The 23698-nt window shown below is 59.9% G+C and carries 23 protein-coding genes and 1 pseudogene; 8 read left to right on the plus strand and 16 right to left on the minus strand.

The annotated features are described in order from the left end of the window. Positions 1–210: 210 nt before the first annotated feature. Complete coding sequence (locus ACVWXC_RS12195; RefSeq protein ID WP_457393027.1) at positions 211–1359, plus strand: choice-of-anchor J domain-containing protein; 1149 nt, start codon at positions 211–213, stop codon at positions 1357–1359. Between the two features lie 140 nt (positions 1360–1499). Here the strand turns inward: ACVWXC_RS12195 and cbiD are convergent, their stop codons facing one another. Beyond that, positions 1500–2618 (minus strand): cobalt-precorrin-5B (C(1))-methyltransferase CbiD, encoded by a 1119-nt coding sequence (gene cbiD, locus ACVWXC_RS12200; protein ID WP_011429040.1) that lies wholly within the window; start codon positions 2616–2618, stop codon positions 1500–1502. A gap of 223 nt (positions 2619–2841) precedes the next feature. Between cbiD and ACVWXC_RS12205 the strand changes: the two genes are divergently transcribed. After that, positions 2842–3195 (plus strand): hypothetical protein, encoded by a 354-nt coding sequence (locus ACVWXC_RS12205; RefSeq protein WP_011429041.1) that lies wholly within the window; start codon positions 2842–2844, stop codon positions 3193–3195. 1 nt (position 3196) lies between these two features. Here ACVWXC_RS12205 and def read toward each other — a convergent pair whose 3' ends face one another. The 4 genes from def to ACVWXC_RS12225 all read right to left on the minus strand — a co-directional run bounded on the left by def (position 3197) and on the right by ACVWXC_RS12225 (position 5070). After that, complete coding sequence (gene def, locus ACVWXC_RS12210) at positions 3197–3793, minus strand: peptide deformylase (RefSeq protein ID WP_099812609.1); 597 nt, start codon at positions 3791–3793, stop codon at positions 3197–3199. A 459-nt stretch (positions 3794–4252) separates the two neighbouring features. Further along, a complete protein-coding gene (locus tag ACVWXC_RS12215) occupies positions 4253–4564 on the minus strand; it encodes a DUF3593 domain-containing protein (RefSeq protein WP_011429043.1) in 312 nt (103 codons plus the stop codon). A 3-nt stretch (positions 4565–4567) separates the two neighbouring features. Beyond that, positions 4568–4894 (minus strand): DUF2499 domain-containing protein, encoded by a 327-nt coding sequence (locus tag ACVWXC_RS12220; protein ID WP_011429044.1) that lies wholly within the window; start codon positions 4892–4894, stop codon positions 4568–4570. Then, positions 4894–5070, minus strand: coding sequence for an NblA/ycf18 family protein (locus ACVWXC_RS12225; protein WP_011429045.1), 177 nt, complete (start codon positions 5068–5070; stop codon positions 4894–4896). Before ACVWXC_RS12225 ends, ACVWXC_RS12220 begins: the two co-directional genes overlap by 1 nt. Before the next feature lie 379 nt (positions 5071–5449). Between ACVWXC_RS12225 and ACVWXC_RS12230 the strand changes: the two genes are divergently transcribed. Then, positions 5450–5701 (plus strand): RNA recognition motif domain-containing protein, encoded by a 252-nt coding sequence (locus ACVWXC_RS12230; protein WP_011429047.1) that lies wholly within the window; start codon positions 5450–5452, stop codon positions 5699–5701. 118 nt (positions 5702–5819) lie between these two features. Further along, the gene (locus tag ACVWXC_RS12235; protein WP_457393021.1) at positions 5820–7124 is read left to right on the plus strand and encodes a metallophosphoesterase family protein; all 1305 of its coding nucleotides are present in this window, start codon (positions 5820–5822) and stop codon (positions 7122–7124) included. Positions 7125–7389: 265 nt separating this feature from the next. Here ACVWXC_RS12235 and speA read toward each other — a convergent pair whose 3' ends face one another. Further along, positions 7390–9315 carry a biosynthetic arginine decarboxylase gene (gene speA, locus ACVWXC_RS12240; RefSeq protein ID WP_457393018.1) on the minus strand — a complete coding sequence of 642 codons (1926 nt, stop codon included), beginning with the start codon at positions 9313–9315 and terminating at the stop codon, positions 7390–7392. A 458-nt stretch (positions 9316–9773) separates the two neighbouring features. Between speA and pstS the strand changes: the two genes are divergently transcribed. The 3 genes from pstS to ACVWXC_RS12255 all read left to right on the plus strand — a co-directional run bounded on the left by pstS (position 9774) and on the right by ACVWXC_RS12255 (position 14170). Next, positions 9774–10856, plus strand: a complete 1083-nt coding sequence (pstS, locus tag ACVWXC_RS12245; protein ID WP_168173322.1) for a phosphate ABC transporter substrate-binding protein PstS — start codon at positions 9774–9776, stop codon at positions 10854–10856. A 260-nt stretch (positions 10857–11116) separates the two neighbouring features. Next, positions 11117–13003 carry a molecular chaperone DnaK gene (gene dnaK / locus ACVWXC_RS12250; protein WP_011429052.1) on the plus strand — a complete coding sequence of 629 codons (1887 nt, stop codon included), beginning with the start codon at positions 11117–11119 and terminating at the stop codon, positions 13001–13003. A gap of 198 nt (positions 13004–13201) precedes the next feature. Further along, a complete protein-coding gene (locus ACVWXC_RS12255) occupies positions 13202–14170 on the plus strand; it encodes a DnaJ C-terminal domain-containing protein (protein WP_457393013.1) in 969 nt (322 codons plus the stop codon). On the opposite strand, the gene ACVWXC_RS12260 is transcribed toward ACVWXC_RS12255, so the two are convergent. After that, positions 14167–15492 carry a (Fe-S)-binding protein gene (locus ACVWXC_RS12260; RefSeq protein ID WP_099812605.1) on the minus strand — a complete coding sequence of 442 codons (1326 nt, stop codon included), beginning with the start codon at positions 15490–15492 and terminating at the stop codon, positions 14167–14169. The two genes, ACVWXC_RS12255 and ACVWXC_RS12260, sit on opposite strands and share 4 nt — an antisense overlap. Before the next feature lie 220 nt (positions 15493–15712). Between ACVWXC_RS12260 and ACVWXC_RS12265 the strand changes: the two genes are divergently transcribed. Continuing rightward, complete coding sequence (locus ACVWXC_RS12265; protein WP_011429055.1) at positions 15713–16033, plus strand: hypothetical protein; 321 nt, start codon at positions 15713–15715, stop codon at positions 16031–16033. Here ACVWXC_RS12265 and ACVWXC_RS12270 read toward each other — a convergent pair. From ACVWXC_RS12270 to ACVWXC_RS12310, 9 genes and pseudogenes are all read right to left on the minus strand, one after another. Next, positions 16030–17910 carry an AMP-dependent synthetase/ligase gene (locus ACVWXC_RS12270; RefSeq protein ID WP_414348203.1) on the minus strand — a complete coding sequence of 627 codons (1881 nt, stop codon included), beginning with the start codon at positions 17908–17910 and terminating at the stop codon, positions 16030–16032. The two genes, ACVWXC_RS12265 and ACVWXC_RS12270, sit on opposite strands and share 4 nt — an antisense overlap. Positions 17911–18303: 393 nt before the next feature. Beyond that, positions 18304–18573 carry a CRISPR-associated endonuclease Cas2 gene (gene cas2 / locus ACVWXC_RS12275; RefSeq protein ID WP_041438748.1) on the minus strand — a complete coding sequence of 90 codons (270 nt, stop codon included), beginning with the start codon at positions 18571–18573 and terminating at the stop codon, positions 18304–18306. Next, the gene (locus tag ACVWXC_RS12280) at positions 18570–18752 is read right to left on the minus strand and encodes a hypothetical protein (protein ID WP_041438029.1); all 183 of its coding nucleotides are present in this window, start codon (positions 18750–18752) and stop codon (positions 18570–18572) included. The genes cas2 and ACVWXC_RS12280 overlap by 4 nt, the downstream gene beginning before the upstream one ends. Positions 18753–18996: 244 nt before the next feature. Beyond that, entirely contained in the window at positions 18997–20586 is a 1590-nt protein-coding gene (locus ACVWXC_RS12285; RefSeq protein WP_011429058.1) for a glycosyltransferase family 39 protein, read from the minus strand. Between the two features lie 96 nt (positions 20587–20682). Continuing rightward, positions 20683–21318, minus strand: coding sequence for a hypothetical protein (locus ACVWXC_RS12290; RefSeq protein ID WP_143596989.1), 636 nt, complete (start codon positions 21316–21318; stop codon positions 20683–20685). A 188-nt stretch (positions 21319–21506) separates the two neighbouring features. Continuing rightward, on the minus strand, positions 21507–21800 hold the full coding sequence (locus ACVWXC_RS12295) for a Uma2 family endonuclease (RefSeq protein ID WP_011429059.1): 294 nt from the start codon (positions 21798–21800) through the stop codon (positions 21507–21509). A 312-nt stretch (positions 21801–22112) separates the two neighbouring features. Then, the gene (locus ACVWXC_RS12300; protein WP_414508306.1) at positions 22113–22685 is read right to left on the minus strand and encodes a Uma2 family endonuclease; all 573 of its coding nucleotides are present in this window, start codon (positions 22683–22685) and stop codon (positions 22113–22115) included. 18 nt (positions 22686–22703) lie between these two features. Continuing rightward, positions 22704–23276, minus strand: coding sequence for a Uma2 family endonuclease (locus ACVWXC_RS12305; protein WP_414516194.1), 573 nt, complete (start codon positions 23274–23276; stop codon positions 22704–22706). A 172-nt stretch (positions 23277–23448) separates the two neighbouring features. After that, positions 23449–23698: pseudogene (locus ACVWXC_RS12310) on the minus strand (hypothetical protein); the annotation flags it as partial.

Below are 23698 nucleotides of genomic sequence, written 5' to 3' on the forward strand. Positions count from 1 at the left end.
ACAACTCTTTGCCGCAAATCCAAAGAATGAGTCGGCATTCCTTTCTCTCCTTCCTCTTGAATACCTGTACCCTATTTTAAATTAAAAGGCTGTACCAATGGTTTCATCTATAAGCCGGCTACGGTTGAAATTGCGCCTGGCACCAACCCCGCCTTTCTGGATACCGGGGAACTCACCCAAGATCCCTCGCTTCGTCGCCACCGCCCTCCCTTGGCCGTCACCTTCCGGCAGAAGAGCAACAACGCCATCTTCACGGTGGTGGTCAACCACTTGAAGTCGAAGGGATCCCCCTGTGATCCTGTCGACAACGATCCCTTCCAGGGCAATTGCAACGGCAACCGCAGGCGGGCTGCCCAGGAAATCCTGAACTGGTTGTCCACCAACCCCACCGGCTCCACCGATCCGGATGTGCTGATTATCGGGGATCTCAACGCCTACGCCAAGGAAGACCCGATCAAAGTCTTGGAGGAGGGCGGATTTACCAACCTCAACGGCCCCAACAGCTATTCCTTCAGCTTCCAAGGTCAGTGGGGATCCCTGGATCACGCCTTGGCCAACGCCAGCTTGAGGCCGCAAGTGACCGGGTCGGCCAAGTGGCACATCAACGCCGACGAGCCAGTGAGCCTGGACTACACCACGAGCTTCAAGAGCGCCTCACAGCAGAGCCTCTTTTACGCCCCGGATCCCTTCCGTTCTTCCGATCACGACCCGGGGATCGTCGGCTTGAACCTGACGCCGACGCCAACGTCAACCCCGACGCCAACACCCACACCGACCCCAACGCCAACCCCGACCCCGACACCCACGCCGACCCCAACGCCCACGTCAACTCCAACACCAACACCTCCTCCAGTTAACCTGCCTCTAACCGAAGACTTTGACAACTGCAACCCCGCTCCCGCTGGCTGGCAGATTGTGGATGTGGATGGCGACACCACCCGCTCTTGGCGCTGCGTCAATTCCTATGCCGAGGCCAACGCCTTCGGCGGCCAGCAACCGGGTGATGATTGGCTGATTACTCCGCCTCTGAACCTGGCTTCGGCCAACAACCCGGTTCTGACCTTCCGCAATCAGAGTTCCTTTACCGATAGCGGCGTTCCTTTTCCGCAACTAAGCGTTCTTTACTCCACCGATTACAACGGTGCGGGCACTCCGGCGGCGGTGCAGGCAGCCACTTGGACGGCCCTGACGATTCCCAATCCCTCTACAGGCCAATTTGTGGATTCTGGAAACATTTCTCTATCTGGGATCCAACCTCCTGGCCGTGTTTACATTGCCTTCCGCTATCGGTCTTCTGGCACAACTTCTGGCAGAGCCACTCGCTGGCGGGTGGATACGGTTAGGATTGCCGGGAATTAGGACTGGGATCCAAGTGCCAAACTGACTTCGATGGGCAGGAGCTGGGGGAGCGGCTTTGCTTCTCCAGCTTTCTTTTGCTCGCTTTTTTCCCTGAAAAGGGAGCCATATCAGGATTGGGGTAGGGTGGCGGCGTCCTTGTCTCAATCGAGACGACCTGGGATCCCCGCCTGAGCGCAGACCTGGCCCTGGCGATCGAACAGGGTTACCTGCACCGGCAGGGATCGAGCGGCATACTTTTGCACATAGGCTGTCGCCCGCTGGCGGATTTGTCGGGAAAGCTCCTGCAGCACCGGCTCTGCCCAGCCCAGATCCTTCAGATACTGCACCGCTGCCTCTACCGTCCTCAGCTCCAGCACCTGCCGCGCCTGCTCGGCTGTTCCCCCGCAGCGGATGAGGGCTGCCGCCAAGATCTCCAGGCGGGCATCGGCCACATGGCTGGAAGTGGTGAAAATGCCCCCCGCCAGCTTGATCAACTTGCCGTGGTAGCCGATCAAATGAATCGAGTCTGCCCCTCGCAATGCCGCTTCCACCAGCAGCGGCCCGATCCAATTGGCCACCAGTAGAATTTGTTCTGCTGGGATCCCTTGCCGCAAGGCCACCTGCTGCCCATGGCTGCCCACGCAAAAGGCCAGATGCCGGTGGTTGGCCAATTTCTGTTGCAATTCGCGGCGGGCCCGCTCCAGGCTCTCGGCACTGGCAGAAGGCTCCACCTCGGCCCGCGTTCCCAAGAGAGCCAGTCCCTCCAGCACCCCAAACGCCGCATTGGAAGTCCGCTCCGCCAAGAGTTTTCCCTCCGGCAAGATGATGCGCACCCGCAGGCGATACCCATCCGGGATCCCAGGCGAAAGATTGATCTCAAACAGGCGCCGAGCGTAAGCATAGATGGCCGGGCTGCCATCAGCATGCCGCCCCAGCCCCTCTCCCGCTTCCAGGAGCAAAGGCGGAGTGGCGGGATCCCGTTCCTCCAAGCCCACCCAGGCCCAGACCGGCGTGTTGCGGGTGAGATCCAGATGAGGGCCGGGATCCGAACGGGTAATGGCCAAAGCGGTGTTCTCCGAGAGAGCAGCCACCTGCTCCACTGGGATCCGGATGCAAACATCAGGGAACTGGGGCTCCACCTGCACTGCAATGACAGGATGAGCGCCGTCCTGCTCCAAAGGGATCCCCAGAAGGCGGCGGAGAGCGGCTTTAGCAGCAGCCACCGCAAACACGGGCAAGGTATAGCCCTGTTGTGACGAGGGGGGAACCGCATCCTGCATTTTTTGCCTGGAAATAGAGAGGAACCTGCTCTGGAAAAAACTTTGGAGAGAGCCTGTCTCAATTGTGGCCGACGCCAGCCAGCAGGACTGGCTTGATAGGGCAAACTCCTGAAGCCGACTTTAGTGCTCCAACCGCGTAATCGTTAAATGATCTGGGGGAAGAAGGGGAGGAGCGAGAACTTATCTCTTTCAATGAAAGTAAAGAGTCAGAACCGGGGCAGCTATGAGCGAAACCTTGCAGCACTATTTTGAGCGTCTGGAGTTGCAAATTCAGGAGCTGAAAGCTGCCATCGAGCGGATGCCGGAGCAGGTGGCGGCTGCTCTCCTGGCAAAGCAGGAGGCTAAAAAAAATGCCCCCGCCCCCTCCCGTTACAGCGTTCTCACCTCAGACTTGGTGGAAGATGGGAGCCACAACTTTTTGCTGGAGGAGGATCCCCCTGTAGTAAGCAACCGCAGCCCGGCGTATGAACTTGCTCCTGAAGCCCAGATCCAGCGCCTGAGCGCCCAGCTAACCGCTGCCTACAACCGCATTGCTGCTCTAGAAGAACAGCTCTTGGCGCAGCGCCTGCGGCAATGACCTAGCGAGGTTTCGGTGGAGGGGTGGCAAGTGTGCTGTTTTTGCGCTGCACATCTTGCATCTGGAAGCCGTGCTTGCGCAGCTCCTGATCCAACAGCAGCTCGTTTTCCACGTGATCCACAAACAGCACACCGTTGAGGTGATCGATTTCGTGTTGGATAACCCGCGCCAGCAGGTCGTCGGCTTGGAGGGTGCGGGGCCGCCCGGTTTCGTCCTTAAACGAAACCACCACCCCCTGCGGCCGCATGACCTCGCAGAAGACGCCCGGAATGCTAAGGCAGCCTTCCTGGCCGGCTACAACTTCGCCGAGGTACTCGCGGATCTCCGGGTTGATCAGCACCAGCGGTGGCACTTCCGGCTTATCGGGATAGAGATCTACCACAATCAAGCGCTTGGGAATGCCCACCTGGGGAGCTGCCAGGCCAATGCCATCGGCGCTGTACATCGTCTGCAGCATGTCTCGCGCCAACTGGCGGATCTCGTCGTTGACCTGGCTGACGCGCTTGGCCGGCTGCCGCAGCACCTTGTCACCCATGCGATGGATGCGCAGAGGCGGGTTTTTCAGCTTGGCTTTGGGGACAGAAAGGGTGGCCACCATCCGGCAGGTCTCTCAGAATAAACAACAGCAGACATCCCGTCTGGACTTCCATTCTACATTCAGTCCAAGCCGTGCCGAAGCCATGCGTCTGCTGTTCAGCTCCCCTCTGCCTCTGCCAGAGAAGCTGGGAATAGTTGCGTCAGCAGCACGGAGTGCTTGGGCTCGGCAGCGGGTAGGGCCGAAGGACTGGCTCGGGCTTGTTTGCAATCACCAAAACCTTGGCGGCGCAGGCCCCGTCCTCCCCCTTTCCCCCCGTATACGGGAGGATGCAAGGGGGGCTGGGGATCAGCCGCCTTCTATGCCATGTTCGCCAGCCCCACCCCGTTTGGGGAGGGTGCAGCGTTGTCAGTATCTGGGCTTAGGTCCAGGTTGGGGTTATGGCCTCCCCCACAAACATATGGCAGTCTCCCGCCCCTGTAGCTCGCGACAAGCGAGAAAGAATCCGGACTGGGGAGAAGGTCAATACAACTCGGAGCTGTCTTCCTCGACCTCTGGGGATCCCTGTTGGTCAATGGCTTGCTTGAAGCCCAGGGCCACCAGAATGTTGGAGAGGGTGAGGAAAGCCTCTGCTCCCCCATGCAAGGGATCCACATTGGCCAGGGAAGTGCCGTAATGCAGTTGGGCATACAACCCTGCCGGGATGCTGACGGCCACAAACAGTAGCAGCAGCCAAAACCCGATCAAAGCCAGGCGCGGGATCCGGCGGAGCCGCGACAGGAAAAACAAGAAGGCCAAATAGGGAAATAGAGAAAGGGCAAACAAACTGTCCATCGCCTAGCTTGGATCCCTCCTCCCAAGGGACTGATCCGCCTGCTCCGCCCGCCAAATGCGGTAGGCAGCCCAGGCCAGAGTGCAATTGCCCAGAAGTGTCAAGCTCGCCTGGGCAGTTACCACCCAGTTGAGGGCGGGATCGTTGTCAAACCAGTGCCAGGTAATGGCACACATTGCCCCCACCAGAGCAGGCAACATCGCCCAGCTCAAGCCGCGCCACTCTGGCCGGCCCGTTCGCTCCCCAAACTGCCACACGCAAACAATGGCCGCCAGCCATTCCAAGACGCTGGCAATGTGAATCCACCAGGTGGGAAACGAAAGGGCGTGCATCAAACCTCAAGAGAATGGCGCAGCAACTGGCGGTAGGTGGCCTCCTGCAACAGCATTTGCTTGTGCAGCTTGACCAGGATGTCCTTGGCCTGCTCAGGGCTCATGCGAGCTACCAGCGTCTCGAAAGCCCGCTGGCGAAATTCTTGCTCCAGAGAGAGACCTAGCGTTTCCTCCATTGTCGTCACCTTGAGACTCTTAGGGTAGGTGAGAGACTCGCGCTAGGATATCCCAGCGCTGCTCCCAACAAGCACTGCAAGCAGGACAATACATATCTTAACAATCTAGTTTAACAAGTTGCAACAAAACGACAAGGGCCTCCGGATACCGGTCGAGCCAGAGCTGGAGGGGAAACTCAACAAAGGAGCGGGAAAAGTACACGCCCGTAAAGTTTGACAAAAGCACATTTTGGATGGGAAAGTGCGAAGATTTTTGAGCGGCGATCCCTTTACATCCTGTCATGTTGTGCGATTAGGCGGGGCCCCGTGATAAAAGTGAAGTACCTTGAGCTTTGGTTGCCGCTCTTTCCGATTCGCGCCTTGCTTTGCTTGAATTGCCATGACCATTTTTGTGGGAAACCTAAACTATAAGGCCTCAACAGAAGAGCTAGCAGCTTTCTTCCAGCAGAGGTGGAACGTTAAGTCGGTTACAATCCCGATAGACCGAGAAACAGGCCAGACACGGGGCTTCGCGTTTGTGGATTTGGCCACGGAGGCCGAGGAAGAGGAGGCCATCGACGTCGCCAACGGCCAGGAATTTATGGGCCGACCTTTGCGTTTGGATCGAGCCAGGCCGCGCCGACAGGCTTAGCTTCAGCGGGGATTCCTCATCTGACTCCGAGTGGGGTGCCAATCCAAAAGTTGGCAAGGCAGGCAAACGGCGGGCAGGAGTGAGGGCAACGGATGGAAGGGCTTCAAGGCTGCTTGAGATGGTGAAGCTGCTGCATTTTTCCGATATTCATTTGGGCAGTGGCTTGGCCTACGGCTGCATCAACCCAGCTACGGGGCTGAACACGCGTTTGGAGGATTTTGTCGCTTCTTTGCGCCTATGCATTGATCATGCCCTCGATCAGGCTGTGGATCTGGTGCTGTTTGGGGGCGATGCCTTTCCCGACGCGACGCCGCCGCCGCTGCACCAAGAGCTCTTTGCCCAACAATTTCGCCGCCTGGCCGATGCCCGGATCCCGACCGTTCTCTTGGTGGGCAACCACGACCAGTACGGGCAGGGGCAAGAGGGCAACAGCTTGGCCATCTACCGCGCTCTGGGGGTGGCGGGATTCGTTGTGGGGGATCGGCTGCAGACCCATTGGATTGAAACTCGCAGCGGCCCGGTGCAGGTGACCACCTTGCCTTGGCTAAACCGCTCCACCCTGCTTGCCCGCCAGGAGAGCCTGGATCTCAATGCCGAAGTATTCACTCAGCAGCTCCTGCAGCGCCTCGATCTGGCTCTGGAAGGGGAGATCCGCACTTTGCAGCCAGGGATCCCGGCGATTTTGTTGGCCCATGTGATGGTGGATACAGCCCGCTACGGGACGGAGCGGCATCTTTCGGTGGGCAAGGGAGTGACGGTGCCCCTGTCGCTGCTGGCGCGGCCCGCCTACCAATACGTGGCTTTGGGTCATGTGCACCGTCACCAGGTGTTGTGTCGGGATCCCTTGGTAATCTATCCCGGCAGCATTGAGCGAGTCGACTTTGGGGAGGAACAAGAGGAAAAAGGTTGTGTGTTGGCAGAGGTGACGGCCACGGGGGCGAGCTACGAATTTTTGCCCTTGCCCACCCGCACCTTTCACTCCATCCGCCTTGATCTCACCCCCTATCCCCCCCAAGAGGTGCAGGCCAAACTGCTGGAGGCCATTGCCAAGGCCCCTGTACCCGGCTCCATCCTGCGCCTGATCTACCGCCTCCGCCCTGACCAGCTCGATTGCGTTGACGAGCGGACCCTGCACCAGGCCCTCGCCCCTGCCTTCAGCTATACTCTCGTCCCAGACGTGGTCAGCCCCAGCCGCATTCGCCTGCCGGCCCTGGATCCCAGTTGTCTAGAGCCCCTGACGGCCCTGGAGCACTATCTGGCCGACCGCAGCGATCTGGCCCCCTTGCGCAACGAGTTGCTAGCCGCTGCTCGTCAGTTGTTGGCGGAAGCAGCAGATCCCTTGTCAGAGGGAAATGCCAACAGGGAGGAGGCAGATCCTGCAAGCCTTGCTGAAGGGGAAGAGCAGCAATTGCCCTTGTTTTAAGGCCCTGCCTCTGTTTTAACCTTGGCCGCTAGCTGAGGGGTTCTTGCCGAGTGATCTGGATCACCTCGAGAGGGGGGAAAACGCCAGAGACTGGAGCTGGGTTGAAGACGTTGGCAGCGACGGCATCAGCTCACTCACAGGGAACTGACCAAGACTGGTGGCATCCCAGCCACCAGTCTTTTTTGTTTTGGCCAGAAATAAGGATCCCGGTTGTGGGCCGGGATCCCTTGCTGTTTTGACCTGGACTTTGGGGCTGTCCCCGAACCTAGGGGTGCAAGTAGGTGTAGGCCCGCAGGTTGTCTTCAAAGTGCTGCTGCAAAGCGCGGGCCTGGGCCAGGCTGATCTGCCCCCGTTGCAGAGCGGCTTCGGTGGCGTGGTGGAGGGTTTCCACCAGGTCTTCGCTGTTGTACTGCACCCAGCTCAGCACTTCGCCGATGGTGTCCCCCTTGATGACTTGGGTGACTTGGTAGCCGCCGGGACGGGTGCGGATGTGCACCGCGTTGGTGTCCCCAAACAGGTTGTGCAGATCCCCCAGGATTTCTTGGTAGGCGCCCCCCAGAAACACCCCCAGCAGGTAGGGCTGCCCGTTGGGATCGTGCAGCGGCAAAACCGAGGTGATCTGCCCGTCTTCGCCAAAGAAGCGGTTGATCTTGCCGTCGCTGTCGCAGGTCAGATCGGACAGGGTGGCCCACTGGCGCGGCTCCTCGTCCAGACGGTGGATGGGCATGATGGGGAACACCTGGTCGATGGCCCAGCTATCCGGCAGGGATTGGAAGAGGGAGAAGTTGCCGTAGTAGATGCTGGCCAGCATCTCGTCCAGATCCAGGAGATCTACGGCCACCGGCTGCCCCGCCTGGTGCTGCTCGTAGGCCAGCGTGCAGATCTTGTCGGAGCAGTTCCAAAACAGCCGCTCCACCTCGGCCCGCTCCCGCAAGCTGAGGGATCCCTCGATGAACTGGCGCAGGGCAGCTTCTTTTAGCTCCTGGCAGCGGCGATAATCGGCCACTAGGGTATCGGGCCGGATCTCGTAGTAGAGCTGGTTCAGCTTTTGGATCACCTCAGCATCGGAGGTGAGCTGGGTAGGCATGGGGTAGGGGCTAGCCACATTGACATCCTGCACGTCAAAGACCAACACCGACTGGTGGGACATCAAGGCCCGCCCGCTTTCGGTAACCAGCACCGGTGGCCGGATCCCATGCGGCTGCAGGGTGGTCAGCACTGTCTGCACCACGGTGGCGGCGTAATCTTCCAGGCTGTAGCTCTGGGAAAAGTGGCTGGTGGACTGGGATCCGTCGTAATCGACCCCCAAGCCGCCGCCGACATCCAGATAGCCCATCGGCGCCCCCAGCTTGACCAGCTCGATGTAGATCTGGCTGGCCTCCCGCACAGCCCGCCCGTGCACACTCGCCATCGAGATCTGCGAGCCGATGTGGTAGTGCAATAGGCGCAGACAGTGCAGCTTGCCGACTTCCCGCAGCCGTTCCACCACCTGCAAAATCTCCGTCGCTGTAAGGCCAAACTTGGCCCGATCCCCAGCCGAGGTGCCCCAGCGGCCACTGCCCTGGGCGGACAGCTTGGCCCGCACCCCCAGCAGGGGATCAATCCCCAGGTGCTCGGCAGCTTGCAGCACCAGCTCCAGCTCCTGCAGCCGTTCCAGGACGATGATGGGGGTGCGCCCCAGCCGCTGGGCCAAGAGGGCCGTTTCCATAAAGTCGCGGTCTTTGTAGCCGTTGCAGATCAACAAAGCCCCAGGTGTATCCAGCAGAGCCAGGGCGATCAACAGCTCCGGCTTGGATCCCGCCTCCAGGCCAAAGTGGTAGGCACGGCCGTGCTTGACCACCTCTTCCACCAGGTGGCGCTGCTGGTTCACCTTGACCGGGTAAACCCCTCGGTAGACGTTGGGGTAGCCAAAGCGCTCGATGGCCTGCTGAAAGCTCTCACAAATCCGCCGCATGCGGTCGGCCACGATCTCGGGAAAGCGAATTAACAACGGCAACTGCAAACCCCGCGCCACCAGATCCGTTACCAGGTGGTACAGGTCGATGCCCCCTTCCTGCTGCTGTGAGCCCTGTGGGGTTACCTCCACATGACCGGCGGCGTTGATACGGAAGTAGGGATCCCCCCAACCAGAAATGCGATAGAGCTTTTCGCTGTCTCGCAGTGTCCAGGGAGAACGAGTCAAAGTCGGCATAGTAGTCCCCCAGATACCGAGATGTGAACAGCGCAGGATTTCTGCACAGAACTCACAATATATTGCCCTATTCCAAGATATGTCAAGATTTTTCCAAGGCAGGGGGGATCCGGCCCCAAACCGGCTAAGCCTTGCCAGATAAGGCTTTGGCCTGAGGATCCCTCTGCAGTTGCTGCAGGACTCAACTCTCTCGTTCTCTTTTTTTCGCTGTTTTTCTTTGTTTTTCTCGCTCAAGCTTCGTTTTTTACTCTGGATCCAGAAGCGGGGTTGGGATCCCAACTGTTGCCCAAGAGCGCAGCGAATCCTGCAAGGATCGGCGACAAGTTGGTGGAGGGAAGAAGCTGCCTTTTGCGGAAGGTTGTCCCCTCTGGTGCTTCCCAGAGCTCAGGATGGCCACCCTTGACAGGGCTCCGTAGGCAAGACAAGGATCGGGGCGGAGAGCTTGGAGCGCCTCAGCTATGGTGCAACTGCCCCGCCTTCGCCGCCGAGAAATGCTGCTGTCGTTGCTGGCTGCTGCTGGCCTGAGCGCCTGCCAAAGGGGATCCCGTTCTGGGCAGGCTGGCCCTGTTGCCGACAGCCAGCTTGCCGCTGAGACCTTGTTGATCAACGGGGCCGGGGCCACCTTCCCGGCTCCCCTGTATTTGCGCTGGTTTTCCGACTACCGCCAGGTGGATCCCAAAGTCGAAATCAACTTCCAGCCGGTGGGCAGCGCCGCCGGCATCCGCCAATTTATCGACCAGACGGTGGACTTTGCCGCCAGCGACGTGGCCATGACCGATGCCGAAATTGCCGAAGTCAAGCGGGGCGTGGTCATGATCCCGATGACGGCAGGCAGCATTGCCGTCGGCTACAACCTGCCCGGGATCCGCTCCGGCCTCAAACTGTCCCGCTCGGTGTTGGTGCAGATCTTCCGCGGCCAAATTACCCAGTGGCGGGATCCGCAGATTTTGGCCCTCAACCCCGACCTGGAGATCCCCGACCTGCCCATCGCCGTCTGCTACCGCTCCGACGGCAGCGGCACCACCGACACCTTTACCCGCCACCTGGCCGCCATCGACCCCACCTGGGCCTCCGAGATCGGCGTCGGCATGTCCCTGGAGTGGCCGGTGGGCATTGGGGTGAAAGGCAACGAAGGCATGAGCGCCCAGATGCTCCTCAGCGAAGGGGTGATCGGCTATGTGGAATCGGTCTATGCCCGCGACCTGGATCTGTCGGTGGCGGCCCTGGAAAACCGCCGCGGCGAGTTCGTCCTCCCCACCCCGGAAGCCTCGGCCCTGGCCCTGAGCGAAATCGAGCTGCCCGACAACCTGCGGGCTTTTGTGCCCGATCCCGCCGGCGCGGGGGCCTACCCCATCGTCACCTACACCTGGATCCTGGCCTACCGCCAGTATCGGGATCCCGCCATGGCCAACGCCCTGCGGGCAGTGCTGCGCTGGGCCCTCAGCGAGGGACAAGCTCTGGCCGCAGAGATGGGCTACCTGCCCTTGGCCGAAACCGTTGTAGCCCGCAGCCTGGAAGCCCTGCAGCTTATCCAGAGCTAGCCGCCCTTGCCCCAACCGGTCCTGGAAGCAAGGCCGCGGCAGGTACGGAGATCCGTAACTGTTCTGCCTTCCAGTCGCCAGAAATGGGCGGCATTCTCGCCCTGACCCAGATGCCCTGCTGGTTAGGATCGACCTAGGAAACGGCTAAATACCTGCTGAATTTTCACGGATTGGCTGCCCAAGCTACTTCATACAGCCTGGCGGCGGTAGCCGAGGTCACGTCTTGAACAAAAGGAGAACAAAAGGAGAACAAGGAGCCGATGGGAAAAGTTGTAGGAATTGACTTGGGCACAACCAACTCGGTTGTCGCCGTAATGGAAGGGGGCGTCCCCACTGTCATTCCCAATGCCGAGGGGAGCCGCACTACACCCTCAGTGGTCGCTTTCACCAAAGATGGGGAGCGCCTGGTGGGCCAGATGGCCCGTCGCCAAGCGGTGCTCAACCCCGAGAACACTTTTTACTCGGTCAAGCGGTTCATCGGGCGCAAGTACGATGAGCTGAACGTCGATGCCAAGCGGGTCTCCTACCAGGTGCGGCGGGATGAGCGGGGCAATGTCAAGTTGTACTCACCCCGCATGAACAAGGAATTTGCCCCCGAAGAGATCTCGGCCATGGTGCTGCGCAAGCTGGTAGAAGACGCCAGCCGCTACCTAGGCCAACCGGTCACCCAAGCCGTCATTACTGTCCCGGCCTACTTTAACGACTCGCAGCGGCAGGCCACCAAAGATGCCGGGAGGATCGCCGGCTTGGAAGTGCTGCGCATCATCAACGAGCCGACGGCGGCTTCCTTGGCCTATGGCTTGGACAAGCGCAACAACGAGACCATCCTCGTCTTCGACTTGGGCGGTGGCACCTTCGACGTCTCCATTCTGGAGGTGGGGGATGGCGTCTTCGAGGTGAAGGCCACCAGCGGCGATACCCAGTTGGGTGGCGACGACTTCGACAAGAAGATCGTCGACTGGATGGCCGAAGAGTTCAAGCGAATGGAAGGGATCGACCTGCGGCAAGACCGGCAGGCCCTGCAGCGGCTGACGGAAGCCGCCGAGAAGGCCAAGATCGAGCTGTCCAGCGTCTCCGAGACTACCATCAACCTGCCCTTCATCACCGCCACGGCCGATGGTCCGAAGCACCTGGAGTTGAAGCTCTCCCGCGCCCAGTTTGAACACCTCTGCGCCGACTTGCTGGAGCGCTGCAAAGGGCCGGTGGAGCAGGCCCTGCGGGATGCCAAGCTCACCAAGGCCGACATCAACGAAGTGGTGCTGGTGGGCGGCTCCACCCGCATCCCGGCGGTGCAGCGGCTGGTGAAGGAGCTGCTGGGCAAAGAGCCCAACCAAACTGTCAACCCCGACGAGGTGGTGGCCGTGGGTGCTGCCATCCAAGCTGGCGTGCTGGCGGGCGAGGTCAAAGACGTGCTGTTGCTGGATGTCACCCCCTTGTCTTTGGGGGTGGAAACCCTGGGCGGTATCGCCACCAAGCTGATCCCGCGCAACACCACCATCCCCACCCGCAAGTCGGAGATTTTCTCCACCGCCGAAGATGGGCAGACCTCGGTGGAAATCCACGTGGTGCAAGGGGAGCGGGAGTTGGCTCGCGACAACAAGTCCCTGGGCCGCTTCAAGCTGGACGGGATCCCGCCGGCTCCCCGCGGTGTGCCGCAGATCGAGGTGACCTTCGACATCGACGCCAACGGCATCCTCAAAGTGACGGCCAGAGACAAGGGCAGCGGCAAGGAGCAGAGCATTTCCATTACCGGCGCCTCCACGCTGGATAGCAAAGAGGTGGAGCGGATGATCGCCGAGGCGGAAAAATACGCTGCCGAAGACCGCGCCCGCCGCGAGAAAATCGAGCGCCGCAACAAGGCCGACTCGCTGGCCTACCAGGCTGAGCGGCAGTTGAAGGAGCTGGGAGACAAGGTCTCCGCCAGCAAGCGCAGCCAAATCGAGACCCTGGTGCGAGAGCTGCGGGAGGCCATCCAGCGGGACGACGACAGCGCCATCCAGAGCAAAGAGCGGGAGCTGCAAGAGGCCCTCTACGCCATGAGCAGCGAGCTCTATCAGCAGCCCGGCGCCGCTTCCAGCTCCACCTCTGGGACAACCTCCGGCGGCAGCGACGACGTCATCGACGCCGACTTCACCGAGAGCAAGTAACGACAATGGGATCCCCCTGGGGCCCGCAGGGCGGATCCCGCCTTTGTCTGGAGCATCGATAATGGGGAGGGACGGGATGGGCGATAGCGTCTAGCCCGCCTCTTTCTCTTTTCGTCAACAGGTCAGAGGGAGGGATCCCTTGATGCCTGGCCTCTTGGTTTTCTGACCCTTCTCAGTGACTTGCCTGCGGACGCCTCCATGCAAAATTTCAAGGACTACTACAAGATTTTGGGGGTCAGCCAGACGGCCACCGCCGACGAGATCAAGCAGGCCTATCGGCGCCTGGCCCGAAAATATCACCCGGATGTTAACCCGAACAACAAAGCTGCCGAAGAGAAGTTTAAGGAGATCAACGAAGCCTACGAAGTTCTCTCGGATCCCGGCAAACGCAGGCAATACGACCAATTTGGCCAGTACCACCAGCAGGGCGGGTTCCGCTACCGGCGGGATACCTACAGCCAGCCTTACAGCAGCAGCCCTTTTGGCGACAGCTCCTTCAGCGAAGACTTTGGGGGAAGCGGTTTTGGCAGTGGCGTCGATTTCAGCCAATTTGAGGATTTTCAAGACTTCATCGATCAACTGCTGGGCCGGGTGCGCAACTCAGGTGCGGATCGCAGCAGTAGCTCCGCTGGCAACGCCAACTACGATGCGGAGGCCACCATCCAGCTCACCATTCCCGAAGCTTTTGAAGGGGGCAGACGCCGCCTACGGGTGGGCGGGGATCGCGTGCTTGAGGTGAGTATCCCACCGGGAATCACGCCGGGCAAGCGAATTCGCCTGCGCGGCCAGGGCCACCCCAAACCCAACGGGGGCGCTGGCGATCTCTACCTCAAGATCGAGTTGAAGGAGCATCCCTTCTACCGCCTAGAGGGGTTTGACGTCTACTGCGACCTGCCGCTTAGTCCCAGCGAGGCGGTTTTAGGTGCCCAGGTGGAGGTGCCCACGCTAGACGGGCTGGTGAAGCTGCGGATCCCACCCGGCATGCAGCCGGGGCGAAAGTTGCGCTTGGCAGAGAGGGGTTTTCCCAAGGGCAATGGAGAGCGGGGCGATTTCTACGCGGTAGTTCAGATCTATTTGCCCACCCGTGTTTCGGAGGAGGAGCGGGAGCTCTACGAAAAGCTGCAGCGGGTTCAGTCCTATGATCCCCGTGCCGCCCTCAAGCTCTAGCTAGAAGGAGGAGTGGGCGGTCGGAGAGCGCGATCCAGGAGTTCCATCGGGTGATAAATGGGGATCCCGGCCTTGCCTTGCAGACGCAGGTGCTTCTGGAGCTGCAGGCGGCAGCCGATATTGGCGGAGACGATCCCCTGGGCGCCGGTGTTGAGCAGGTTGGCCACCTTCTGGGATCCCAGCTCGTCGGCCACCTCGGGCTGCAGCAGGTTGTAGACGCCGGAGCTGCCGCAGCAGAGGGCGGCATCGACAGGATCCCGCAGCTCCAGCCCGGGAATTTGCCGCAGCAGTTGTCGCGGCTCCTGGCTGAGGCGCTGCCCGTGCAGCATGTGGCAGGCATCCTGATAGGCCAGCACCAAGGGATCCGGCTGCAGGGGGTACAGGGGAGCGGTCAGCCCTACCTGCGCCAGAAACTCCTGGATATCCTTGACTTTGGCCGCAAACTGAGCCCCTTTCTCTTGGTAGTCGGGATCCCTGGCCAAAAGGTGGCCGTACTCCTTGAGGGTGTGGCCGCAGCCGGAGGCAGTCACCAAAATGGCATCCAACTCGTAGCCGGCAAAAGCATCCACCATCTGGCGGGCCAGGGCTTCTGCCTGCTGCAGTTGCCCTTGGTGGTGGGGCAAGGCCGCACAACAGCCCTGGGCGGGCGGGATCACCACCTCACAGCCGTTGTGGGTCAAGACGCGAATGCTGGCCTCATTCACCTGCGGGGCAAACAGGCGCTGCACGCAGCCGAGGAGCAGCCCCACGCGAAAGCGGCGTTCGCCCACCGCCGGGATCCGCTCCGGGTAGCGCTTGGGCAGCAGTTGCCCCACCTCAAGAGGGGGCAAGAGGGATTCCATGGCCGCCAGGCGCGGGGAGACCTTCGCCAGCCCTTGGCGGATCCAGGCGCCGACCCCCATTTTTTGGTAGAGCCAAAGGGGCCAGAGCAGAGGCCGCAGCCGCGCCGGGTAGGGGAAGAGCCAGAAGATGAACTGGCGGTACAGCCAATCCCAAAGGTTGCGGCGGTGGTTGCGCTCGATCTGCGGGCGGGTGGCGGCGATCAGCCGGTCGTAGCGCACCCCCGAAGGACAGGCGGTAACGCAGGCCAGACAGCCCAGGCAGGTATCGAAATGGGAAACCACTGCTGCCGAGAGAGAGATTTGGCCTTGATTGAGGGCGTCCATCTGGTAGATGCGCCCCCGCGGCGAGTCTGTCTCCTTGCCGAGGACGCGGTAGCTGGGGCAGGTGGTCAGACAAAACCCACAGTGCACACAGGCATCGATTAGCTTTGGATCCGGCGGATCCAGGCTGTCAAAACTCGGCCTTTTGGATGAGCTCATCGGCCTCGACCTATCGCGCTTTCAACACTTCATCACCCCCGTAAAGAGAGAATTGGCCGTTCGGGGATCCTGTCCCCTCCTTTTGCTTCCGGGGTTTTTTGCATCTTAATCTGGGAACAGAGCGTCTGAGACTTCTATCCAGATCCAAACGCTCTTTTCGTCCGTACTACCCTAGAGAAGGGACATACCCGGCCGATTTCTCCTCGTCGTTCATTTCCCAATGAAAGTGCAACACCTCTTCACCCCAGCTCTTGTGGGGGCAGCTCTCTCCAGTTTGAGCCTATCTGGAGCGGCTTTTGCCCAGGCCAACCTGCGGGAGCTGCCCCCCGATCTGGCCGAACAGCTCACTACAGAGCAGATCTTGCAAGCCTGCGCCGCCAACCAGGCAGACACCTTGCCCAGCCCCTTCCCAGACGTGGTGCCGACCGATTGGGCCTACAAGGCGGTGCTCACCCTCTACTACTGCGGCGCCTACCGGGGGGCCATTCCCCCGGAGACCTTCCGGCGCTACCTGGAGCAACAGCGGGGATCCCAAACTTAGCTCCCTGTCGGATACATCTCCTGGATGAGGTGGGCGTAGCGCTCGGCCACCGGGTTACGCTTAATTTTCAGCGTCTGGGTCATGAGGCCGTTTTCCACGCTCAGGGGCTCTGGCAAAAAGCGGAAGTCGGCAATTTGCTCGTGGGGCCGGTAGCCAGGACGCTCTTGGATGCGGGCCCGCACCTCCTGCAAAATCAACGTGCGCACCTGCGGGTGGCCCAAGAGCTCGGCCTCCGCAGCCGGGATCCCTTGCTCAGCGGCCCAAGCCTTAAGGGCATCGAGGTTGGGGTAGATGAGGGCGGCCAGTTTCTTTTGGTCTTGCCCGACGATCACGATCTGGCTGATGTAGGGGGATTGCAGGCAGGCATCTTCCAGCGGCTGCGGCTCGACATTTTCGCCGTTAAGCAGCACGATCACGTCCTTGGCCCTGCCGGTGATCACCAGTTGTCCGTCGGGGGTGAGCCAGCCCAGATCCCCTGTTTCAAACCAGCCGTCGGGGCTGAGCACCTTGGCAGTCGCTTCCGGATTGTTGTAGTAGCCCATCATCACCTGCGGCCCCCGCGCCAGGATCAGCCCTTTTTCGCCAGGGGGCAACGGCTGCCGCGTCTCCGGATCCACGATGCGAAACTCCGTCCCTGGCAAGGGGGGGCCCGCCGTGCCGCGCACGTTGTTGTCAGGACGCCGCGCGCACAGCACCGGCGAGGTTTCCGTGAGGCCGTAGCCATTGAGGATGGAAATGCCTACCACCTCGTAAAACAGATCCAGGTAGGCGGGCAGGGATCCGCCGCCGCTGATGGCCTGTTGAAAATTGGGGCCCAAAGCCTGCCGCACCTTGCGGTAGATCAGCGCATCGGCCAGGCGGTGGACAGGCCAGAGCAGCCCCTGTTGCAGGCGGGCCCCCAGGCGCACCCACGGGCTGACGCCGTAGTGTAAAATCGACCGGTTGCCGGCAATCCGCCCGGCGAGCACGTAGCCTTCGCTGGCCGCCATCAAGGTGCGGATCAGCCGCTGCATCAGGGGGCTTTTTTCCTTAAATTGCCGCTGGATCCCTTCGTAAACGGTCTCCCAGATGCGGGGCACCGCCACCAGATAGTGGGGCTGCTCCTGTTGAAAATCTTGCTTGATAAAGCGAGGGTTGGTGTAAACCAACGTGCAGGCCTGGCTGAGGAGAAAATACTCACAGGCCCGCTCGTAGGAGTGCCAGGTGGGCAGAATTGTCAGCACCTTATCCCCAGGCCGGGGCTGCACCACCACATGCAAGTTTTCCACCTGGTGCATCAGGTTGCCGTGGCTGAGCATCACCCCCTTGGGCCGACCGGAAGTGCCAGAAGTGTAGATGATGGTGGCCAACTGGGATCGCTCCAGCCGCGGCGGCTCGTAGCGGCGCTCCCGGCCTTTTTGCAGCCACTGAGAAAAATTCAATACCCCCGGCTCTTCTTCATCGGAAAGCAACAGCAGCCGCTCCAGGCCCAGCTCCTGCACAACCGGCCGCACCCGGCTTAGGGTCTTCGCATCCTGGGCAATCAAAGCGGTGCTGCCGGAATGGCGCAAAATGTAGCCCAGCTCCGCCGGATCCGCCACGGCGCTGCGCGGCACATTGACCGCTCCCGTAAACAGCGTGGCCAGATCTGCCATCAGCCAGCGGGGGGAATTGTCGGCAAAAATGGCCACCCGATCCCCAGGCCGAATGCCCAAAGCCTGCAAACCGGCAGCCAAGATCTGAATGCGGCGAAAGAGCTGCCCGTAAGAAATCTCAAAGACCGGCTGGGCATGGGGATCCCTGAGGGCAGTGTAATCGGCAAACTTTTCGGCCAGGACTTGCCAGATGTCGAGCAGCGTCGTCCCAGCGGGGGTAGCAGCAGCGGAGACAGTAGTCATAAATCTGTACCCTAAATCACATTTACAGTCTAGTAAACTTGGGCTTTTTCCCAAGACACCCCCAGGACAGTTCTCAATCTGTCACCAAATCCAACCCCTTCCCCTTGCGGGGAAAAGGTAGGGATCAACCCTACTCCCGGAAAAGCCTGAACTCATGAGGTTTTCAAGGTGCGCTCGCGAGGAAGTACCGAGACTTCCCGCCACAGATGTTAACCTCGCTTCCCCGAATAAGCGCAACTCAGAAAATTCGCTCTTTTGGGGACGTCATGCTGCATTTTCCCGCCAATCCCGGCAAAAGCTACTAGATCTTATGGCACCCGCAAAAAAAGCTAGCAATGGCTCCCCCCGATGGATCGGCCCCAAAACTTTACAATCTCGGCTAAGCTGAGAACCTCACAAAATAAGGTAGTCCGGCGGCTCGTAGGGGAGAGGCCCGCCGAAGACCTTGGTACGTCGTTTGGCGGTGGCATCCAGAGGGTAGGCCTGCAGGCTATCTTCCTCGAGGTTGAGCAGAGGCAGCCACGACTTTTCCAGCTCGGCAGTGTCCAGGGGGCATTCAACAACGGAGTATTGCGCTCGCTGGCAGCACTGTTCCAGGCGCTTGGCCAACTGTTGTCGGCGCTTATCGTCCACCACGTCGTAGCAAACCAACCATAGCCTCAGCGCAGCTCCATTGCTTCGTACTCTAGGTTGCCGCTCACCAGGCAACGGCCCAGCCAGCGGGCTTGCTCCAGCACGATTTGGCTCAGGGCTAGGCGACGCGATTGCGGAGGGTAAAGCAAAGGCTCGCAGAAGCGGCGCTCCAGCTCACCCAAAAACAGCTTTTTGGCCAGGGATCCCATGCTCCATCCGGCGACGGCTCGCAGTCTTCCGGGGTGAGCAAGCCGGCCTTGATGAGTTGGCTTACCCAGCATTTCGCTCATCCCTCTCACAAAGGCCTCGGCCTAGATGCCCTTAGATTCGTCGTCAAAGTACCAGTATGCTTTCCTAGAGATCCAACCGAATAACCTTGCTGCCCAAAATTTGCCTAATGCTCTCCAGACTGTCTTTTCTTGCGTTGAACCCAAAGGTATCTCGCTGTGGCTGCTAGCGCAAGCGGGAGTAGGGACGGGGATAGGGTTGGCGCATCTGCCGAGCCAGGTACACCTGAAAGGTTTGCGCCACCGCGCCCGCCCGCCGCAGGGGAACCTCTGCCACTGGCTCAATTTGTTCAAAGTAGGTGCCGTAGACAGCCTGGATCCCTGCTCTTGGCCAAAACAGCTGGGAGGTGACCAGCAGCCCATCTTTGCCCAGCCAGTCTTCAGGTTGGGACCAAAAGGCAAAGCCGCGCAGATCTTCATCCAGGCAGGTGAGGGGCTTCTCCGTCAGCGGCGCCAAGGCCATGCCGATCTGCCCGCCCAAAAAGTAAACGTTGGTGAAGATAAAATCCGCCTCTGCAAGAGCCTGGGCCAAGCGGGGATCCGTCTGAAACTGCCGCCGCAACTGTTCGATGTCAATCAGCTGAGTCGAGGGATCCCGTTCCACCGGCCACAGGCCCAGCCCGCCGGGATCCTGGAGGAGGCCGTAGCGCACATGGGCCAGCCCCACTGCCACCAACAGGCCCACTGCCACCGCCGTCCCCGCCAAGAGCTGCCTTGCTCCTGGCCACCGTTCCCAGCGGGATCCCAACAGCAAGCTCAGCACCCAAAACCCCGGCATGGGCCAGGTGGGGAGGATGGGCCGGTAGCCTCCCATGAAGGTAAAAGCCAACACCAGCGGCAGCCCACAGGCCAAGATTAAAAGCTGTTTCAGCTCCTGATCCGTGAGGCGTCTTCCCTGAACCAGCGCCAGCCCCACCCGCCCACCCTCGGCCAAGCTCAGCCCCAGCAGAGGGATCCCCAAGGTCGGGAAAAGGTACCCCATCTCCTGCAGCACCGTCAGCCCCAGCTCCTGCAGTTGATACCCTGCCTCCGGCACTGCTCGCCCCCCCTGGAAGCGGAAGGAGACCCAATCCTGTTGGGTGTTCCAGATTAAAACGGGGCTGAAGGCCGCCAAAAACCCCACCACCGCCAAGAGCGCCCATCCCGACCGAAGAGCGCAGCGGTGGGCCGGGCTGAGCAGACAAAAGAGCACCAGGCCAAACCCCAGCGCCAGGCCGTGGTATTTGCCCAGGCAGGCCAGCCCCACCAAGAGCCCAATCAGCGCCAGCCGCGGCCCCGGTCGGTAGCGCGCTGCCCCATAGACCCCCAATTTCCCCTCCGCCAAGGGAGCCGGAAAAAACTCCTGGGCAGCCACCCACAGGGTTGCCGCCGTAAACACCATCAGCGGGCTATCCGGCAGGGTCAGCACCCCAAACCCAATCCAGAAAATGGGGGCGATGCTGATGGTTGCCAGGGTGATCAGCCCCGCCTGTGGCGAAAAAAGCCGCGTCGCCGTCAGGTAAAGCAACAGGGAAGAGCCGGTGTAGGCCAGCAGGGATCCCAGTCGAATCGAAAAAGCCGACACCTGCCCCGTCAAAACAGGCCCCAAGCCCGTTGTCCAGGCCACCAGCGGCGGATGGTCAAAATAGCTCCAGTCCAGATGGCGGGTGTAGAGGTAGTAGTAGGCTTCGTCAAAGCCCGGTGGCAACAGAGCAGCCACCAAGCAGCGCAGAAGCAGGCCCAGGCCCAAAATCCACAGAGCAGCTTTCGGCAGCACAGGGGATCCCCTTGAGCGTGTGGACAGGTGTTATTGTCTCAGCTTTGGCCAGACTTGTCCCCAAAAAACCAAGTGGGGGCTCAGAATAAACTGAGCCTAAGACGTTGCCTCCGGCAGCTTTACCGGACACCCCAAAAGCTGGCCCAATTGCTCTGCTTCCGCCCTTGCCTTGCTATCATCAGAACCAAAGCCTAGGTACAATAAAGGCTCTCCCAATGCCAAATTCACCTTCACCGAAAAATAACTATCGCCATCGGAATCTGTTGACCTCTCAACTACAACTTGCTGAACATCTCTGAAGGAATAAGCTTTCCGCCCCCTTATTCCAAAGGGAGTGAGGTGCTCCTCCAAGATCTGGTAGAAGGAGCGGTCAAAGGTCAGCCGACGGCTTCCTAGCTTAGGTATTAGCGATAGACCTACCATTCCTGCTGGGAGAGAAAGTAGAAGTGCAGCAAACAAATCTCCTGAGTTAAAACTATCGCTGGCCACCAAGAGCTGACTCTCTGCACTCATCCGAAACGATTGGATCTTGGTTGCCAGTTGTCGAGCGTCGCTCTCGCTGGCGGCTGACCAAGCTTTTGTTTCTCCTGCAGGAGTTATGAGAGTAACGTAGTAATAGGTTGTCTCGTCTCCTTCGGAGTCTGTTCGAGTTTCAGTTTTGACTCGGGCTCCTCTTACATCATAATAAAACTCGATCTGTTTTGGTAAAGGCAGCAGTGGTTGAAAGACCACTTCAGAGGTGACTGTATCCTGATCAAGCCGATGGCAAGTGAAACGGCGATCCCCCCTGAAAAAGCCAAATCAGGGAACACAAAGCCAGCGCCACAAAGAAAATAACGCCAGCAGCCACCAGCGGAACCCCAGGCTCTAGACAAACGCGCTTGCTGGGGGTTTGCTCTACACATCTCATCCCTATAGGCTTACCTCCGTCGGGATCCCTGGGCCTTGCCCTCATTATTGCTTGCTGGTGTGATACTTGACCGTTTTCCGGAATACAGAGCTTTGCTCATTTTGAGAGCAGAGTTGGGTTGCGAGATCCAGGGCAAAGCCAGAGAATCCTCTTGCAGATAAGCTGGGCGCTCCAGGACTTGTACTGGCTGGCCGGGACGATAGATGTAGATTCTTCGGCTTTCCGGGTCAATTAGCCAGCCCAGTTGGGCGCCGTTGTCGAGGTACTTCTGCAGCGTGGCTTGCAAAGCAACCAGATCGTCCACAGAGGAGCGTAATCCGAGCCTAGGAAGGCAAAGCGATGGCGCTCCTCGGAGGTAAGCTGTTCCGCTACGCAACGCTAAACAAAAACGAACTTTTGTAAGAACTTCGTCCCGCTTACGCGATCATAGATAGTAAGCAAAACCTTGAGGCTTTGCCTCAAGGAACTATCTAGAGGCATCTTGACAGCGCCTTTGCGAGTTCGTTTTTGAACTGCGTCAAAATCCCCCGCCTTTAGGCGGTGGGAGTGTCAAGTTCGTGGTTGCTGATAGCCATCGGTTAAGGGCTGGTGGAAAAAGAGGGCAGCTTGGGGCAGATTATTCCCAAACTAAGCTGAGATCGGCAACAAAGCCAGGGAGGGCGGGATCCCCTTCTAGGTAAGCTGGGCGCTCCAGAACTTGGACGGGCTGGCCGGGGCGATAGACGTAAACTCGCTGGCTTTCCGGGTCGATCAGCCAGCCCAGTTGGGATCCGTTCTCGAGGTACTCCTGCAGCTTGGCCTGCAAAGCAGCCAGGTCGTCGGAAGGGGATCGCAATTCCAGGACAAAATCCGGACACAGGGGGGCAAAGCGGCGGCGCTGCTCTGGAGTAAGCTGCTGCCAGCGCTCCTTGGCAATCCAGGCGGCATCGGGAGAGCGAATAGCCCCGTTGGGCAGGGCAAAACCCGTGGAGGAGTCGAAGACAAGTCCTAAGCTCGTGCGGCGGTTCCACTGCCAGAGCTGGCCCAGCAGGTCGGCATTGCGAAGTCCGCTCTCACTGCTGACAGGGGCCATGGCCACTAGCTCCCCTTTGGCGGTGCGCTCCAGGCGCAGCTCAGGGTTCTGCCGGCAGAGCTGTTCAAAGATTTCATCGGTCAACTCCAGGCTGGGCCGTAGGTTAAGCGCGATCATAGGCAAGTTCCCTGGGAACTATTCCCAGACTAGGGTGAGATCGGCAACAAAGCCAGGGAGGACGGGATCCCCTTCTAGGTAAGCTGGGCGCTCCAGAACTTGGACGGGCTGGCCGGGGCGATAGACGTAAACTCGCTGGCTTTCCGGGTCGATCAGCCAGCCCAGTTGGGATCCGTTCTCGAGGTACTCCTGCAGCTTGGCCTGCAAAGCAGCCAGGTCGTCGGAAGGGGATCGCAATTCCAGGACAAAATCCGGACACAGGGGGGCAAAGCGGCGGCGCTGCTCTGGAGTAAGCTGCTGCCAGCGCTCCTTGGCAATCCAGGCGGCATCGGGAGAGCGAATAGCCCCGTTGGGCAGGGCAAAGCCGGCAGAAGCATCAAAGGCCACGCCAAGCTGGGTTTGGCGGTTCCATTGCCAGAGTTGGGCGCTGAGGCTCAAGTTTTGGCGGCTGCTTTCGCTGCCGACAGGGGCCATGGCCACTAGCTCCCCTTTGGCGGTGCGCTCCAGGCGCAGCTCAGGGTTCTGCCGGCAGAGCTGTTCAAAGATTTCATCGGTCAACTCCAGGCTGGGCCGTAAGTTGAGGGAGATCACGGCCTTAGGGATCCCGTTTAGAGGATTTGAGGATGGGCTGGCGCTATTGTAGTCTTTTGGATCCCTCACCCCTAGCCCCTCTCCCACAGCCAGAGGGGAGGAAGTTGACACTCCCACCGCCTAAAGGCGGGGGATTCTTACGCAGTCCACAAAAGAACCCGTAACGGCGTTGTCAAAGCGCCTCTGGACAGTTCCTGAAGGCAAAGCCCCAAGGTTCTGCTGACTTTCTTAATCCGCCGGTTTCCGTAGTTCGGTCAAGCTTTTGCAACCAAAACCCCTGCGGCTTGTGAGTCTTGAGCCTAGCCAGCTCCTTGTTGTACCCCTGGTTAAAGGACTTGACTTTGCGGCCATCAATGATGAAGCTATGTCCTAAGTTGCTAACGCACGTGAGCCAGTTGTTGACTCCGTGGTCAATTGCTAGA

The sequence above is a fragment of the Thermostichus sp. OS-CIW-20 genome (assembly GCF_054061455.1).